This is a genomic window from Gimesia chilikensis, assembly GCF_008329715.1.
Taxonomy (GTDB): Bacteria; Planctomycetota; Planctomycetia; order Planctomycetales; family Planctomycetaceae; genus Gimesia; species Gimesia chilikensis.
Map to the genome: position 1 here is coordinate 89,425 of NZ_VTSR01000002.1, position 17,367 is coordinate 106,791.

At 55.9% G+C, this 17,367-nt stretch carries 8 protein-coding genes; 7 read left to right on the forward strand and 1 reads right to left on the reverse strand.

Features of this window, described 5'->3' with window-relative positions; genetic code table 11:
* Window positions 1-133: 133 nt before the first annotated feature.
* From FYZ48_RS02660 to FYZ48_RS02670, 3 genes are all read left to right on the forward strand, one after another.
* Window positions 134-1,726, forward strand: coding sequence for an efflux RND transporter periplasmic adaptor subunit (locus FYZ48_RS02660; protein ID WP_187781845.1), 1,593 nt, complete (start codon window positions 134-136; stop codon window positions 1,724-1,726).
* Window positions 1,723-5,091, forward strand: coding sequence for an efflux RND transporter permease subunit (locus FYZ48_RS02665; RefSeq protein ID WP_149337266.1), 3,369 nt, complete (start codon window positions 1,723-1,725; stop codon window positions 5,089-5,091). Before FYZ48_RS02660 ends, FYZ48_RS02665 begins: the two co-directional genes overlap by 4 nt.
* A gap of 90 nt (window positions 5,092-5,181) precedes the next feature.
* Window positions 5,182-5,892 (forward strand): class I SAM-dependent methyltransferase, encoded by a 711-nt coding sequence (locus FYZ48_RS02670; RefSeq protein ID WP_149337268.1) that lies wholly within the window; start codon window positions 5,182-5,184, stop codon window positions 5,890-5,892.
* An 8-nt stretch (window positions 5,893-5,900) separates the two neighbouring features.
* On the opposite strand, the gene FYZ48_RS02675 is transcribed toward FYZ48_RS02670, so the two are convergent.
* Window positions 5,901-7,979, reverse strand: coding sequence for an FAD-dependent oxidoreductase (locus FYZ48_RS02675; RefSeq protein WP_149337270.1), 2,079 nt, complete (start codon window positions 7,977-7,979; stop codon window positions 5,901-5,903).
* Between the two features lie 265 nt (window positions 7,980-8,244).
* Here FYZ48_RS02675 and malQ point away from each other — a divergent pair, with 265 nt between their 5' ends.
* The 4 genes from malQ to FYZ48_RS02695 all read left to right on the forward strand — a co-directional run bounded on the left by malQ (window position 8,245) and on the right by FYZ48_RS02695 (window position 17,357).
* Window positions 8,245-9,777, forward strand: a complete 1,533-nt coding sequence (malQ, locus tag FYZ48_RS02680; protein WP_149337272.1) for a 4-alpha-glucanotransferase — start codon at window positions 8,245-8,247, stop codon at window positions 9,775-9,777.
* Between the two features lie 48 nt (window positions 9,778-9,825).
* Window positions 9,826-10,905, forward strand: coding sequence for a transaldolase (gene tal / locus FYZ48_RS02685; protein WP_149337275.1), 1,080 nt, complete (start codon window positions 9,826-9,828; stop codon window positions 10,903-10,905).
* 978 nt (window positions 10,906-11,883) lie between these two features.
* On the forward strand, window positions 11,884-13,839 hold the full coding sequence (locus tag FYZ48_RS02690; RefSeq protein ID WP_149337277.1) for an efflux RND transporter periplasmic adaptor subunit: 1,956 nt from the start codon (window positions 11,884-11,886) through the stop codon (window positions 13,837-13,839).
* Window positions 13,836-17,357, forward strand: coding sequence for an efflux RND transporter permease subunit (locus tag FYZ48_RS02695; protein ID WP_149337279.1), 3,522 nt, complete (start codon window positions 13,836-13,838; stop codon window positions 17,355-17,357). The genes FYZ48_RS02690 and FYZ48_RS02695 overlap by 4 nt, the downstream gene beginning before the upstream one ends.
* Window positions 17,358-17,367 lie beyond the last annotated feature (10 nt).

The window sequence follows — 17,367 nt, forward strand, 5'->3', positions numbered from 1 at the left end:
CATAGCGACCACGGAAATTATGAACGTTCCCTGCTCGGTTCTGCTGATAGCAGTAGCCATCTTATCAACAGCCTGTGATTCATCCAGTCAAATCGAATCAAAACCCAAAGCCCCCCGGCCGGTCTCAATTTTTATGCTCCACGAGATGACCCCGGTTTCCCATTCGCTCGTCACTGGATCGGTGGGTGCCTGGAAGATCGAGAAAATCGGATTCGAAATTTCGGGACGCGTCGAAAGCGTGCTTGAGCCCGAAACCGAAATCGAAGGCCGCGTACTCGACCAGGGGAGTGGCAAAGTGCTGGTGCCGGGTACCGTCCTGGCTCGACTGCACGACGAACGGTACAGCATTGCCGTCGATTCCGCCCGGGCTGCCGTCGATGTCGCCTTGCAAAGAAAAAAAGCGATGCAGGTGGAAATCGCCGAAGGTCTTCCCGCCCGCCTCGCTTCAGCCCAGGCGGAACAGCAACTGGCCAAAGCCGAGTCTCAGCGTACGGTGACCCTGGTCAGCAAAAAAGTCGCCACCCGTTCCGATTACGACCGGGCGATGGCCGAACTGCAGACCACAAACGCCACGGTAAAGAATCTCGAAGCAGAACTGAAAACCAAACAGGCGGAACTCAGTTCCCAGGATGCAGAGATCGAAAAAGCCCGCTTCCAACTCGCAGAAGCCGAACGCAATTTACGCGATACCGTCCTCTATTCCTCTTTTCGCGGACAGGTCGCCCAGGTACACGCGGTACCCGGTAGCTACCTCGATGCCGGTGATCCTGCTTTAACCATTCAGATCATGGATCCCATCAAAGTCGAGCTGGAACTCTCTGCAGCCATGTCGCGACGTTTTCATCGAGGCGACATTGTGCGGGTCATCGCCGAAAACAGCCAGGGACAGCAGACCGGGCTCGAAGGCTATGTCTATATGACCGACCCCAATGCGGATGCGGAGACCAGAACCTTCACCGTTACCCTGCTCGTGCGCAATCGCAAATCCCAACTCAAAATTCCCCGCGGCTATCCGTCTGAGAATATCGCCCGTACGAAAGATATCTGGCCTTTGAATTTCGCTCCGATTGTCAGCGGTGGTAACACGCTCATGACTGAAGAAAAAGCGATCAGACGAGACGCAAACGGCGCTTTTCTCTGGAAGATTACAAACCGCCGGGCAGGTGAAATCACCTCGTCTGCCAACCGCATCTTGAACGTCGAAAAAGTCCGCATCACCCCCGGCACCATTCGGGTTCCTTTCCTGGGAAACTGGTATTTCGTCCCTGTGGAAATTCAGCCAGGACAGAACTTTGATCCGCAACGTGATCTGGTGGCCGGGGAACTCAAGGTCAGCCAGGGGCAGCCAGACAACTGGAACGGACGTCACATCCTCCTCGATGAATCAAGTTGGCTGCTCAGGCCCGGCGATGTCGTCCGCGTCGGTCTCGATCAGGGAGCGACAACACCCGGACTCTACGTGCCCATGAAAGCCATCCGCCAGCAGGCCGGTAAAACGTCGATCTTCATAGTTGACGATGCTACTGAGCAGACCATGGCCCGTGAAGTCGAAATCCTTCTTTCCGAAAGCAGCTATCCTTCCTCGCGGGAAATGATGCTACGTCAGATCAGACCGGCCCCCGGAGTGAAGCTGCCTCCCCATGCCCGGGTCATTCTGGAAGGCATGCCCTTCCTCAGCGATGGTGAACCGGTGACAGTCGTCGGGAAACCGGAGGTCGTCCAATGAACATTCTCCCCGAATTTGCCATCCGCTATCGGACGATTGTTTTTACCATTGTCGGTCTGCTGGTCATCTGGGGCATCGTCTCCTTTCAGACCATGCCCCGCCGCGAAGACCCTGAATTTACCATTATGACCTGCGTCGTTACGACTCCCTGGCCGGGGGTCTCGGCGGAAAAAGTTGAAGAGCTGATTACCGATCCACTCGAAGAGGTCCTGGATGGCATCGAAGAGGTAGACGTTCTGCGTTCGACTTCCATCAACGGTCTGTCGACGATCTTTGTTGATCTGTATGACAACGTCTCCCCCGCGCACGTCGATCAGGTCTGGGATCAGGTACGCGCCCGTGTCCGGAACGTAGAGATGCCCGAGGAAAATATCACCCCCATCGTCACCGACGACTTCGGCGACACAAGCGTGATCCTCTTTGCCATCTATCAGAAACCGTTACCGGGCCAGACAGAGATTGACCCGCACCGCATATACACCGACCGGGACCTGGATCTCTATTCAGAACGCGTTCGCGATGCCCTTCGCCTGCTTGATGGCGTCGCCAAAGTCCAGCGGTTCGGCGTCCGGGAAGAAGCGATCTACATCGAGACTGACGCCGGCACCTGGTCGCAGTTGCAACTGACCACCGGCGATCTCAAAGATCTGATTTCCGACCGCAACATTATTGAAGCAGGAGGCCTGCTCGATACCGGCGATGGACGTTTCTATGTCAAACCGGGTGGAAAACTCGACGGCGTGAATGAAATCAACACGATCGTCGCTGATCTCTCCAGTTCGGACAAAGGTTCCAACCAGGTGTATCTGGATGATCTGGGGCTGAATGTCAGACGTGCTTACCAGGATCCCCCCTCGCTCATCTGCCGCTACAGTGATCCGGAGACTTCGCAGTCCGCAGTGATCGTTGCGGTCACCATGAAATCGGGGTCGAATATCATCGATATCTGTAATGCCTCCAAAGCCCGCCTGGAGGAAATGCAGAATGTGACCTATGAACTTCCGCCAGATCTCGGACTCGTGCCTATCTCCGACCAGTCCGAAAGTGTGAATAACCGCATTCATGATGTGATCATCAACGTCATTGAAGCAGTGATCATTGTGGTCGTGGTCGTCTACCTGGTCGTGGGCTTTCGCACCGCTACCGTCATGGCTGCTAACATCCCCTTTGTCACCCTGATAGCCGTCGGCGTCATCACGCTCTTCGGAGTCCAACTCGAGCAGATGTCGCTGGCCTCCATGATTATCTCGCTCGGTCTGCTTGTGGATAACGCGGTGCAGATCTGTGATCAGTCGCGCACCAACCAGATTGAAGGCATGGGACCGATTGAAGCCAGCGTCAGCGGTGCCCGCATGTTGGCCGCTCCCATGCTGAATGGAACCCTTACCACCATCGCCTCCTTCGTGCCGATGGTCATCTTCTTTGAGGGAGGCAATCGCGAGTTTATCTACAGTCTGCCGGTCACCCTCTCCGTGATGCTGGCCGTCAGTTGGGTTCTGGCGATGACCTTCTGTGTGATTCTCGCGGCCATGTTTATTCGCCCGCCCAAATCCAAAGATCAACCCGGTGCGCCCCTGGTCCGCTGCTTCTACTGGTTTAAAGGCCTCTTTCGCCGCAATCGGGCTGCCGACGAATTCTCCTGGAAATCGGAGAACCAGCATTACATCAGTCGGATTTACGGGGCTCTGGTTTCACAGGCCATAAAACATAAATTCCTCACGCTGGGTGTTTCCATCAGTCTCTTTTTCCTGGCACTCAAACTGCCGGTCAGTACCGAGTTCTTCCCCCAGGGAGAACGGGATCAGTTTGTCGTCGGCGTCTGGCTCCCGGAAAACGTGAGCATCGAACAGACCAATCAGGCCGCCAGGCAGGTTGAAGAACTGCTCCGTAAACTGAGCCCCACCACCGACGAAGCCGGCAATCAGGTCGAACGACTGCGGGCCATGCGCACCCTGGTCGGAGGCGGCGGCTCCCGCTGGTATCTTTCCTGGAACCCCGAATCCCGGAAAGCCAACTACGCTGAGATCCTGATTCGAACCTCCGATCCGAAACTCACGCACGACTTTGCCCAGCAGGTGCGTCAGGTCGCACTCACCGGCGATGCGGATCTGGGCATCGATCCGCTGCCGGGCATCCGCGTTGTCCCCATGGAGATGATGCTCGGACCACCGGCAGCACCGGTGGCCCTGCGGATTACCGGAAATGGCTTTGCAGACCTGCATAAACTCCGCGAGGTCGCCGGCCAGGTGGAGAAGCTGATCCGCGATCAGCCCGAGACCTGGAACACGCATGATTCCTGGGGCGCCGACGGCTACCAGCTGCAGGTCAACGTGGATGCCGACCGCGCCAGTCTGGCAGGAGTCAGTAATGCCCAGATCGCCTCGACCCTGAATACCTACTATTCGGGAAAACAGCTGACCATGTTCCGCGAAGGAGACTATTCGGTTCCCGTCTATTTCCGCCTGATTCCCGAGGGACGCAAATCCGTGTCGACCATCGAATCCGCCTACATCGAAGGTCGCAACGGCAAGGTTCCCATCAAATCGGTCGCAGCCTTCGAGTATGGCTGGGAACCCGCGGTCATCGAACGCCGCGATATGAACCGGACCATCGAAGTTTCTGCCCGCGTCGAACCCGGTGCCTCGGGAAATGATATCGTGAGCCGGATCATGTCCTCGGACGAATTCAAACAGATCGAAGCGAATCTGCCCAACGGGTTCCGCATCGAAATTGGCGGTGCACTCGAAGAATCGATGCAGGCTTCCGGCATGATGCTGAAAGCCTTCGGCATGTCCTTTGTAACCATCCTGCTCCTGCTGGTCATTCAGTTTAACAGCATCTCGAAGTCGATCATGATTATCTTCACGCTCCCCCTGGCATTGATCGGGGCCTTGCTCGGTCTGTATCTCACCAGTAATCCCCTGGGCTTCATGCCTCAGCTGGGTATCCTGTCCCTGTTCGGAATCGTTTTAAATACGGCTATCATTTTCATGGAGTTCGCCGACTACCAGATCGCTTCTCGCTCGAAGGCCAGCAGCGGACGCGGTCCCATTGCCGGGCTCACCCGGGATGAGTTCCGCGACTGTCTGGCCGAAGCCGGCAAGCAGCGCCTGCTCCCCATCTTCCTGACCACAGCCACCACCGTCGGCGGTCTGCTCCCCCTTGCCCTGGCTGGCGGGCCGTTGTGGGTGGGCATGGCCTGGCTGATGATCGTCGGCCTGTTGATGGCCACCCTGCTGACCCTGTTCGTCATCCCGGCTCTGTACGCCATCATCGTCGAAAATTTCCGCATCAGCCCGCTCAGTGTTCCCATGGAGGATGAGCCCGTTCTCAAGGAGGTGCCACAGCCACTATCTGCCGTTTGACGGTTCCCTCGCAGATACCTTACATGTAAAATAAAAGCACTGGCCAAATCGAATAAATTGTTTCGCGTCCCCTTTATTCAGGAACCTGCTATGCGTGTTTTATGTTTTACTCTGCTCGCCACCGTCTGCCTGCATTTCTCTCCTGTCATGGCCCAGGAGACTGCCACCGCGCCACCTCAAAGTGTGAAGCCGGGCATCAACAAGTCATTCCTCGATCCCGATCTGGACGTCGATCAATGGATTAAACGCTTTGAAGTCGAAAGCCGGGAAGTCTTCCGTGCCCGCGACCAGATAGTGAAACAGCTGAAACTCAAGCCCGGCGATCGCATTGCCGACGTCGGCACCGGGACGGGGCTATTCGTGGAACCGTTCTCTCTGGCAGTTGGAGAAAAAGGCTGGGTGTTTGCTTTGGATATTGTCCCCAAATTCGTCGAACGGGTCGGGAAAATCTCGGATATCCTGGATCTGAAGAATGTCACTCCCGTCCTCTGTGGACAGGACGACGTCCGCCTGCCCCCCGCTTCGATTGACGCCGCCTTCATCTGCGATGTCTACCACCATTTCGAATACCCGTCCCGTTCCATGACCTCCCTGCACAAGGCACTCGTTCCCGGCGGTCAGCTGATTCTGATCGACTTCGAACGCATCCCCGGTAAGTCCCGCGAATGGACGCTGGGCCATGTTCGCGCAGGAAAAGAGACCTTCCGCAAAGAAGTCGAAGACGCCGGGTTCGAATTCGTGGAAGAAGTGAAAATTCCCGCCTTTGAGGAAAACTACTTCCTGCGTTTCAAACGCAAGTAAATCCAAGCTTACTTTTCCGCGATCGGCAGCAGCTGGATCGCATCCAGAATCACGAAGCCGTCAGTCTGATCGTTGCTGACGGTGATCGTGGTTTCGGTATCGCCCTGCAACCGGACTGTTCCGATCTCGCGAAACTGTTTCCCCGCCGGCAGTGGCCTGGTCTGATCGACGGTCAGCATCGTTTGCTTTGTGCCGCTGGATACGTTCACGGGCACCTGTTTCGCACGGGTTGGATGCGCCGAGTATGCCATCAGCACTTGATAACGGCCCGTGTGGGGGACTTTGAAGCGGAAGGTCGCCGACGCGGTTCCGTTCCCCTGCTTTCCGTCGTGCACGTAACCCTTGCCGATATAAGGTTTGAAATTCGTGGAGCGGCTCCAGCTCCCCTTGAGTTCCGCGGCACCATCATCCAGCACCACGCCTGGTAGCGACTTCGGATCAATGCCGCTCACGGTTTTCGGTTCCGGAGGGACTTCGGGCAACTCAAGAACCTGTCCCCGCTTCAGCAGTCTCTTCCGCAGTTCCGGGTAGGGAAGCTTCTGCACGGTCGTGTTTTTACTGGCAGTCATGGCCGCCGCGATACCGGCACTCTGTCCCAGGATCATCCATGTGGGCTCCACGCGAATCGAAGAGATTCCCACGTGAGTGCAGGAGAGAGCCACCGGCACCAGCAGGTTGGTGCACTCATCTGGTTTTGGCAGGATCGAACGATAGGGGACGTGATACGCATAGCCCTGTTTCGGATACGCGCGTCGTACGGGGAAAATCGTTCCCTCATTCATCACGCCGCCCCCTTCCAGGGCCACCCGCTGACAGTCATGTGAATCGATGGGAAAAGAAGAGATCACAATCGGATCCTCTTTTTCCGGCTGATCCAGAATGTCTTTCTGACTCAGCACAAACATGCCCCGCATCCGGCGTCCCTCCCGCACATACAGGGCGGGTGAGAAATGTCCGTATTCGGGGAACTCATCTTTGCAGAGCCCCAGTCGCGCATATTGCTGGCGAATCTTTTCCGGGACCACCGGATCCGTTGTCAGAAAATGATAAAACTCCAGTGTATACTGCTTATGTTCTTCCCAGATCGCGGATCGCCCTGCTGCGTCCGCTTCACTCCAGCCGTTACAGGCTCCCACGAGACCGAGCGAGAACTGGCCTCCAATCGAATTGTTGCCGTCCAGTTTGCCGCCGGGCAGTGGATACATATCCCAGCCCACGCGGCCCCCCGATTTCACATACCGTCGTACTACCTCAAATCGGGCGGGATTATAATTCTTCGGCTCGGGGAAAGGGACCCGGTTGTCGGGATCATCCGTCAGACAGAGCCGGAAACTGTAAACCATGACATTGGAATCACCTTCATCTTCAGGCCCCGCATCCGTCGTGGTAATCAAAGGCAACGGCTGTCCCTGGTCATCAAAACCGTTGATCTTCATTTTCCCTTTCGGGTAGCGTTTGCCCGCCAGGGATTCACCATATTCCGCTTTCCCTTCGCGTCCAATGGTCCAACTGACGCCAGCCGCTGCCATTAGATCTCCTTCATAAGTGCCGTCCACGAAGACCTGCGCTGCGAAGCGTCCCCTGTTGGTGACCAGTTCTTTGATTTGCGTCCCTGTTTTCTGAACCGACTGCAGACGCTGTTCCGGCAGGACTTTGACGCCCGCCTCATCCAGCATCTGTCGTGTCACCCGCATTGCCACGTGTGGCTCGTAGGTCCATTTCGACTGGTCTTTCACACTGACCTTGTATGGCAGCGTGATTCCCCGGTCGGCATAGTCTTTCTCGATCCGCGTATGCCATTCATCAAACAGCCCCATGACCGTGCTGCGGACCGTCTGATTGGAATCGCTGAAGCTCAGGCCGCCGGTATTCAAACCCCCGATATGGTCGGTCGGCTCCAGCAGAATCACCTCAGCTCCTTCGCGTGCCGCCGCAATTGCTGCACAGAATCCCCCCGGCGTTGCCCCGTAAACAATGACATCAGCCTTTAGTGGTTTCTGTTGCTCGGTCTGTGCTGCACGGAGCGGACTAAGCAGCAGGAAAAGGGCTGCCAGGAACAGGGAGAGTAGACGAACTGGTTGAAACATATGTAAATCCCGTGGGTGAGCGCGAAAAGGTAATTAGATTCTGGTACTGAATGCCACACGAGGACGAGTGCTTCCAGCCAGGCTTCAATATAAAGCGTTTCTCCTCATTTTCCCAGTCGACCAGCAGGCGTTCCCGATTTGATGTCGTCCTGGGAAGAACCATTCTATCTGTCACTTCTCAAAATTTAATTATCGAATCTTCTTCGGGTTAGGATAGAATACTGCGTCAGTTTAAGGTGAGCTGTGGAAAGGATTCGAAATAGATATGACCGCCGATGATGAGATAACAGACCATGCTTCCCGCGTACTGCAGAAACGCGGTGCCGGCCTGCTGCTGCATGCGACATCCTTACCCGGTCCATATGGCATCGGCGATCTGGGAGCCGCGGCCCGTGACTGGATCGACCTGCTCGCCCGGGCGGGACAGTCCTGGTGGCAGATGCTACCCCTCTCGGCGATCGGCTACGGAGATTCTCCCTACCAGCCCGTCTCCTCTTTCGCCGGCAACTGGCTGTTGATCAGCCCCGCAGATCTCCTCGCGGTGGGGTTAGTTCATGAGAATGAACTAGCGGTTCCCGATTTCGCAGCCGACTACGTCGACTATCCGGCAGTCAGAGCATTCAAACAGCGGTTGCTGCAGACCGTCTACGCCAACTTTGATCCCAGGGCCAGTGAAGAACTCCGCCAGCACTATGCACGGTTCCTGGAGCAGGAACAGCACTGGCTGGAAGAATACACTCTGTTCCAGGCCCTCTCAGATCGCTATGAGGGAGCCAGTTATCTCACCTGGCCTGCAGAACTGCTCCACCGGGAAGAGGCTGCCCTGGCTGAAGCACGTCGACAACTGACCCCGGAAATCGAACAGATCCGCCTGGCTCAGTTTCTGGTGTACAGTCAGGCGGAGCGACTCAAAGAGTATGCACACGAGCAGGGAATTCAGCTTATCGGCGATCTCCCCTTTTTTGTCTCTCCCGATTCCTGTGACGCCTGGGCGAACCCGGAACTGTTCCTGCTGGATGAACAGCTCAGGCCGAAGTTCGTCGCCGGCGTCCCTCCTGATTACTTCAGTGCCGAGGGACAACTCTGGGGTAATCCAGTTTTTGACTGGGAGGCACTCCGTGAGACCGGCTATCAGTGGAATATCAATCGCATCCGCGCACTTCTGCAGCACGTGGACCTCATCCGTCTCGATCATTTCCGGGGCTTCGCTGCCGCCTGGCACGTCCCCGCTGGCGCGCCCAGTGCACTTTCTGGGGAATGGGTGACCGGACCGGGCAGTGACTTCTTTAATGTCGTACAGAGGGAACTGGGCTCACTCCCCTTTATTGCTGAGGATCTGGGAGTCATCACCGACGACGTCAACGAACTCCGCGACCGCTTCCAACTGCCGGGGACCAGGGTTCTGCAGTTCGCCTTCGACGGAGATCCCGCGAATCCTTACCTGCCTCAGAATTTCAATCAGAATTCCGTTGTCTATACGGGCACGCACGATAATAACACCACGCGTGGCTGGTTCCGCAGCCTGTCTGCTGAGGAACGTCTGCCGATATATCAGCTTCTGCAACGTGCGGATATATCCGAGACAGAAATCGCACCACTCTTCCTGGAACAGGCCTGGTCCTCCGTGGCGATGTTGTCGATCGCTCCCCTGCAGGATCTGCTGAATCTGGGCGAGGAAGCCCGGATGAATACGCCTGGATCATGCGAGGGAAACTGGCGCTGGCGATGCACAACGGACCTGTTATCGGAGTCAGCCTTTCAATCGCTACAGAAATTGACGACAATGGAAAAACGATAAACGGAAACTCAAAAAGTATAAATCTACACCATAACAGGAGGTCATCTGATGTCAGCCACTAAACAACTTCATGATCTGGGACAAAGTCTCTGGATTGATAATATCACCCGGGACATGCTGAAAGAGGGCACGCTCCAGCAGTACATCGAAGAGCTTTCACTCACAGGCCTGACCTCCAATCCGACGATCTTCCAGAAAGCCATCAAGAGCAGCAAGCTCTACGACGATTCTATTCTCGAACTGCGCAACCAGGGACGGGAAGGCGAACAGCTCTTCTTCGAACTGGCACTGCAGGATATCCAGGAAGCCGCCGATTTCTTTCGGCCGGTCTGGGAGCGCACCGCGGGGGTCGACGGCTGGGTCTCACTCGAAGTCTCACCCACCCTCGCCTACGATACCGCAGGCACGATCGCTTCTGCCCAGGATCTGCATGAACGTGCGGGGCGGTCCAATGTCCTTATCAAAATTCCGGGGACGACAGAAGGTCTGCCCGCGATTGAAGAATCGATCTTCGCCGGCATTCCCGTGAATGTGACGCTGCTCTTTTCTCCCGAACACTACGTGGCTGCCGCGGAAGCCTACCTGCGTGGCATTGAACGCCGTATCGAAGCGGGCCTGAATCCCGTCGTGGGATCGGTCGCTTCCCTGTTTATCAGTCGCTGGGACCGCGCTGTCGTTGATCAGGTTCCCGAAAACCTGCATAACCGCCTGGGAATTGCCATCGGTCAGCAGTGTTACAAAGCCTACAAAGAGCTGATGAATTCTCCCCGCTGGCAGCGGATCTTCAACTGTGGTGCGCAGATGCAGCGTCTGCTCTGGGCCAGTACCGGTGCGAAAGATCCCAACGCTTCTGACGTTCTTTACATCACATCACTGGCCTCCCCCTTCACAGTGAATACGATGCCCGAAGAAACACTGCACGCGTTTGCCGATCACGGCGAGACCGGAGAACTGCTGGCAGACGACGGCGGCGAAAGTGGCTCCCTGTTAGGTGAGTTCACCAGCGCAGGCGTCGACTGCGATGCCCTTGCCGCAAAACTGCAGAAAGATGGTGCAGAGTCGTTCGTCGATTCCTGGAACGATCTGCTCGAACAGCTGGCTTCCAAAAGTGCTTCGCTGACCAGCTGATTACAGCTGATAACGCTAACCTGTTTTGTGACAACACTGAGCGCAACGATAACGTGTCGTCTGCGCTCTTTTTTACGTAACGCAGGTTGAATCCCTCTTGACGGCTGCGAGGGGAATCTGGATACTTCCGCAGCTTGCCCCGGTTTTGGTGCTTAGCAGCGCAAAACCCGAACTGTCCAGGAAAGATGATTTCACGTCACTTCACCTGCAGTTCCATACGACAGCGGACGATCATTAAGGATAGTGACCGTCGCTGCAACAGGGCAGCGATCAGCAAAGGAATGCCATTTCATGTGGATGACCAGTTCACAATTGACACGCATCTTAATCTGCCTGGCGGCTTTAACGACTCCTCTCCAGGGGATGAGTGCGTCTGCGTGTCACTGCTGTTCCGGTCCCGCTTCCTGTTGTTCTGACCAGGCGAACTCAGATGACTGCTGTTGTTCGGAATCAGATTCCTGTCACTGTAGCCAACCTGTTTCAACCAGTGATTCTTCGTTGTCCTGTTGTTCCAGCAGCCTGGAAACGCTAACCACAACTTGCGGATGTGGCACGGACTGTCATTGCGGCGAATCCAAAGTTCCCGCAATCCCGTTCACACCAGCTCCCGTTCACAAAAATCTGACCGAACAACTGTTCGACGCAAGTCTGGTGTCACTATCGACGGTGAAACCGGTGCTCCAACGAGCAGAAGGACATCCGCGCTACGATACCGATCCACAACCTGCTTCCGAGCGTTGTGCCGCCTTGTGTCGCTTCACGCTATAGATCTGTGCTGACAGGATCTCTGCGCACCACCGGTTGATTGAATCCCGGTTTTCTGAATGCCGTGTGCCCGTTCTCGAATGATGTATTTCGTTTGTCAGTTTGCGTGTTGTCTTTACAAGTTCTGATTCGGTCAGGTCTTGCGCGGACCAGTTCACGTACCGCAACTGTTCTGCCAGTCACACTGGCAGACACGATTCCGTTGAGGTTGAGATGAAAGATTTAAACAGCAAAAAGGCTGTCACGGCTCCCGCAGGAGCTTTACAAATAAAACAGGAACGCCGCCGCTGGTGGATCCGCCTGCTGGTTCAGCCCGCCCTGTTCCTGCTCGCCGGAGCAATCCTGATCGCGGGTCTGGGTGTCGCCCAGCGGATGGGTTTCATTACCGCTGGTGGCGGAGGGCACAGTCATGGATCGACCCTCAGTCAGCTCGTCAAATATATTTGCCCGATGATGTGTACCCCACCCCAGACCGAACCGGGACGCTGTCCGGTCTGTGCCATGGAACTGGTGCCTGCTACCTCGGACTCATCGAAATCAGATTCCCGCGCGGTACAGATCGATCCGGCAGCCCGACGAATTGCCAACATTCAGACCGCACAGGTGAGCTCCCGTCCGTTAACACAGACAATCAATGCCGTCGGTGAACTCAACTACGATGAAGGAAATCTCAAGACGCTCTCAGCCTATATCGAAGGACGAATCGAACACCTCTATGCCGATTTTACCGGTGTGGAAGTGAAGCAGGGAGACAAGCTGGCCTACGTTTATTCGCCGCAGCTTTACTCTGCCCAGGTCGAGTTGTTAACCGCCCGGGAAACTGTCAGAGGCAGTAAAGCCACAACACTGGCTGCCGTCCGGGAAGCGAACCGCAAGTTATACAGCAGTGCCAGACAGCGACTGATCGAATCCGGGATGACCGAAGCCCAGATCAATACGCTGGAATCAACAGGAACCGCCAACAGTCGCATGTATCTCTATGCCCCCATCAGTGGCACCGTGATCGAGAAACAGGCCATCGAAGGGCAGTACGTCAAAGAGGGACAGGTGATTTATCAACTGGCTGATCTCTCGAGTCTCTGGTTGATGCTGGAACTGTTTCCCGAAGACGCTGCCCGCATCCGCTATGGTCAGAAAGTCGAGGCGACCGTACAGTCGCAGCCCGATCGAACTTTTTCCGGACGCGTTGCCTTTATCGATCCTCAGGTCGATCCCCAGACTCGAACTGTGAGTGTGCGGATCGTGATGCCGAATCCGGATCAGAGTCTGCGAGTTGGTGATTATGCCCGCGCAGCAATCTCTCTGCCCGCTGGGGGGAAAGGGAATTCGGGGGGCATCTATGATCCGGAACTGGCGGACTGCTGGATCTGTCCCCGACATCCGCACGTCATTTCCCACAATTCCGGAACGTGTTCCCTCTCGGGGCTACCGCTGGTTCCGACCTCTCAGTATGGTTACGTTTCGCATACACTGGCTGAGACAGATGCCCTCGCGGTTCCCCGTGATGCCGTCCTGATGGCCGGACAGCATAGTGTGGTCTATGTCGAAACCGAACCGGGACGATTTGAAATCCGTAATGTGGTCCTGGGCCCCACCTGTGGTGACCAGATTGTCATTCTGAAGGGTGTCGCACAGGGTGAGCAGGTGGCAATCCGGGGAAACTTCCTGATCGATTCACAGATGCAGCTGGCTGGGAACCCCTCACTCATCGATCCGACCAGGGCCGAACCGCTGCCGGACCGAAAACAGTCGGAAACGATTCTCGCTGCACTTTCTCAGCTACCGGAACAGGATCGAAAACTGGCAGAAAAACAGCAGATCTGCCCTGTCACAATGATGTCTCTGGGATCGATGGGAGCGCCCGCCAAAGTGGATGTGAATGGAGAAACTGTTTTCATCTGCTGCGAAGGATGCCGGGAGAGTCTGCTGGAACGTCCGCGAAAGTATCTCGATATCATCCGGACGGCGGAAGCGACCGGCGCAAGCAGAGACTCTGGTTTTGAAAGTGACCTGCCTCCGTTAGAAATGCCACAAATGATCTTACCGGATGACAGCCTGCCTCCCCTGGAAATGCCCATGGAGCTCGAACCCGAGCCCCCGGAACAGAAACCGGTAACGGGAGCCGCTCCCCGAACGGCTTCAGGTACAAAACAGGAGGCACGTCAATGATTCGCAGCATTCTCGATTTCTGTATTCACCAGCGGCTCCTGATTCTGATGTTGTCTGTGTCACTCATCGGCTGGGGCTGGTATTCGGCTCAAAATGTACCCATTGATGCGATACCTGACGTGGGAGAAAATCAGGTGATTGTGCTCGCCGAATGGGCGGGACGCTCTCCCAAAGATGTGGAAGATCAGGTTACCTATCCGCTTTCCATTGCCCTGCAGGCGGTACCGGGTTCTCGCAGTGTCCGCGGTAAGAGCATGTTCGGTTTCAGTTTCGTCCAGGTAACGTTTGATGACGACGTCGATTTCTATTGGGCCCGCTCCCGCGTCGTAGAGCAACTCACGACCGTCACCGGGTCACTGCCGGAAGGGGTTGTGCCTGCACTCGCTCCCGACGCCACCGCGCTGGGACAGATTTACTACTACGTTCTCGAACCTCCAGCCGACATGGACCTCGCAGAACTCCGCTCGAAGCAGGATTTCTTTATCAAGTATGCTCTACAGTCAGTGGATGGCGTCGCCGAAGTCGCCTCCATCGGCGGTTATGTGAAACAATACCAGGTCGAAGTCGATCCGGATGAACTGCGTTATCACAACATTCCACTCAGCCAGGTGATCGAATCAGTTAAGGCTTCGAATATTGACGTTGGTGCCAAGACCGTCGAAACCAGCGGCATGGAATTCATCGTTCGCGGAAAAGGGTTTATCGGAGCCGACAAAACCGAACAGGAAACCATTGAGCAGATCAATAATACCGTGATCACGACGACCAGGGGCGTGCCGATTCGGGTCAGCGATGTGGCTCAGGTCCAGACTGGCCCTGCCTTCCGCCGCGGTGCCCTCGATTTGAACGGACAGGAAGCGGTGGGCGGCGTGGTCGTGATGCGCTATGGTGAAAATCCTCGTAAAGTCATTGAGCGGGTTCAGGCAAAAATCGCCTCGCTCGAATCGGAACTGGGAGGGATCAAGATTCAGGGGATCTATGATCGAAGCCAGTTGATAGATGAGACGGTATCCACACTCACCGAAGCGCTGCTTCAGGAAACGGTGATCACAATTGCCGTCATGGTCCTGTTTCTGTTACACGTTCGTGCCAGCATCATTATCGCCATCACCCTTCCGATGGCCGTGTTGATGTCCTTCATCGCCATGAAAATGTTCGGTGTCGATGCCAATATCATGTCACTGGCCGGGATTGCGATTGCGATCGGCACCATGGTCGACATGGGAATTATCATTCTGGAAAACATATACGGCAGCCTGGCGGACTGGGAAGCCGAGGGAGCGCCAGGTGGTCCACAACAACGTCTGGCCGTCATTCGCGAATCAGCAGCGGAAGTGATTCCGGCCGTCATTACCGCGGTCAGTACCACGATTATCAGTTTCCTCCCGGTCTTTTTTCTGACGGGCCGCGATCACAGGCTGTTTACTCCCCTGGCCTGGACCAAGTCATTTGCCCTGATTTCCAGTCTGATTGTCGCCGTGGTGATTCTGCCGATGCTCTGTCGGATTTTCCTGCGGAGCACACGGATTTCCCGCTGGGCACAACTGGCGGGCGCAGCCGGAGTGGCCTGCCTGACCTCCAGCCTCTGCTGGTTTGTCTGGGGAGACTACATCGCCGATGGATCCACGCTAACCCTGTTTGCTGCAACTCTCTTTGCTGCGGTCGCTGGTTTTCTACTGGGCTGGTGGGTCACCAGCGAAAAGATTCGCTCTATGGAAGAGAACCCCGCCAGTCGTTTCGTCCGGTTTCTTTACGCGGGCCGACTGAAGCTGGCCTTGCAGCATAAGCTGTTAATGCTCTCCCTGCCCGCTGCCATCGTCATTCTTGGCGCCGGTGCCTGGGTCGGTCTACCAACCGTATTAAGGCCGGTTGAAAAAGTTGTCGAGCTGCTTGGCGCAGATTTGAATCAGGTCCCCGGATATGTTGATGCCAAACATGTTTTCACAGGGCTCAAGTCGGACGACTGGATCGCACTGGATGAAGGGAGCTGGTTTTACATGCCCAGCCTCTATCCGGCAGCCAGCTTTTCGCAGACCATGGAGATCCTGCAGGCCCAGGACACGCTGATCAAAGGGATTCCGGAAGTAGAGCATGTACTGGGCAAAATCGGTCGCGTGGAATCAGCACTCGACCCGGCCCCTGCGGCGATGGTCGAAACCTATGTGATGCTCAAGCCTCGTTCCGAGTGGCGGGAAGGGATGACCCCGCGCAAGATCTGGGATGAAATCAATCAGGTCGCCACTCTTCCTGGGGTTACGCCTGCTTCTCCACTACAGCCTATTGAAGGACGCGTGGTCATGTTGCAGAGCGGGATCAAGGCCTCCATGGCGATCCGGGTTTATGGTGACGATCTGGAAGGCCTCTCCCAGGCTTCGCTGGCTGTCGCGAAACACCTGAAACAGAACCGCTATGTGAATGCGGGGACCGTCAATCCCGATATTGTGATGGGCAAACCTTACTATGAGTTCGAAGTCGATCGCGAAGAAGCCGCCCGCTACGGCATGACCACCACCATGGTGAATCAGATCGTCTCAGCCGGTCTGGGCGGACTCGATGTCACCACGACTGTAGAAGGTCGCGAACGCTACCCGATTCAGGTTCGCTTTGAACGCAGTGTCCGCAAGGATCTGAAGGACCTGCAGAAGGTATCGGTCGTTACCCGCGCGGGTGATATCGTGCCCCTCGAACGACTGGCGGATGTCACCACTACCTGGGGACCGGGGGCGATTAACAGTGAGGATGCCCGACTCGTCGCGCACGTTGCGTTTTCACCTTCAGACGTTTCGGGTGATCTGGAAACTGTAGAACAGGTGATGTCAGATCTGCGTACCGCTCGTGAGTCTGGAGCACTCACATTCCCCGCAGGAAACTTTGAACTGCAGGCCGTGGGCTCTTTTCAAAATCAGATTGAGGCCAACCGACGACTGATGTGGATCATTCCCACAGTGCTGCTGGTCAACCTGCTGATTATTTATCTCGGCTTCCAGGACTTCGCCATCTCTGCCATTGTCTTCTCCGGGATCCCCGTCGCTTTCGCCGGCGGGATGATTGCCGTTGCCTGGATGGGCGTAGATATGAATACCGCGGTCTGGGTTGGCTTCATCGCCCTGTTCGGTATCGCGGTTGACGATGGCGTGGTGATGGCCACTTATATTCAGCAGACACTGAAACGTCAGCCGGTGAATGACATCGTTGATCTGCGAGAAGCGATCTACACCGCCGGTCTCAAACGCATTCGCCCCTGTGTGATGACAACCCTGACCACGATCTTCGCCCTGCTGCCGGTACTGATGTCCGATGGACGAGGGGCAGACGTGGCCCGGGCCATGGCACTTCCGGTTCTGGGGGGAATGCTGATCGAACCCTTCACCACATTTATCGTTCCCGCCATTTATTGTGCGTATCTCGAATTCAAATTGAATGCGGGTCTGTCCGTTCAGGCCCAACACCAGAACCTGCCTCAAGCTGGATCACAGAATCCTCAATTTGATCCGGCTTTTAGCGGTCCCGCTTCCTGAGTGGGATCAA

Excerpts from the sequence above, each read along its gene's own strand:
- malQ (WP_149337272.1), top strand. The coding sequence starts at position 8,245 with ATGACCGCCGATGATGAGATAACAGACCATGCTTCCCGCGTACTGCAG.
- FYZ48_RS02675 (WP_149337270.1), bottom strand. The coding sequence starts at position 7,979 with ATGTTTCAACCAGTTCGTCTACTCTCCCTGTTCCTGGCAGCCCTTTTC.
- FYZ48_RS02695 (WP_149337279.1), top strand. The coding sequence starts at position 13,836 with ATGATTCGCAGCATTCTCGATTTCTGTATTCACCAGCGGCTCCTGATT.
- tal (WP_149337275.1), top strand. The coding sequence starts at position 9,826 with ATGTCAGCCACTAAACAACTTCATGATCTGGGACAAAGTCTCTGGATT.
- FYZ48_RS02665 (WP_149337266.1), top strand. The coding sequence starts at position 1,723 with ATGAACATTCTCCCCGAATTTGCCATCCGCTATCGGACGATTGTTTTT.
- FYZ48_RS02690 (WP_149337277.1), top strand. The coding sequence starts at position 11,884 with ATGAAAGATTTAAACAGCAAAAAGGCTGTCACGGCTCCCGCAGGAGCT.
- FYZ48_RS02660 (WP_187781845.1), top strand. The coding sequence starts at position 134 with ATGCTCCACGAGATGACCCCGGTTTCCCATTCGCTCGTCACTGGATCG.
- FYZ48_RS02670 (WP_149337268.1), top strand. The coding sequence starts at position 5,182 with ATGCGTGTTTTATGTTTTACTCTGCTCGCCACCGTCTGCCTGCATTTC.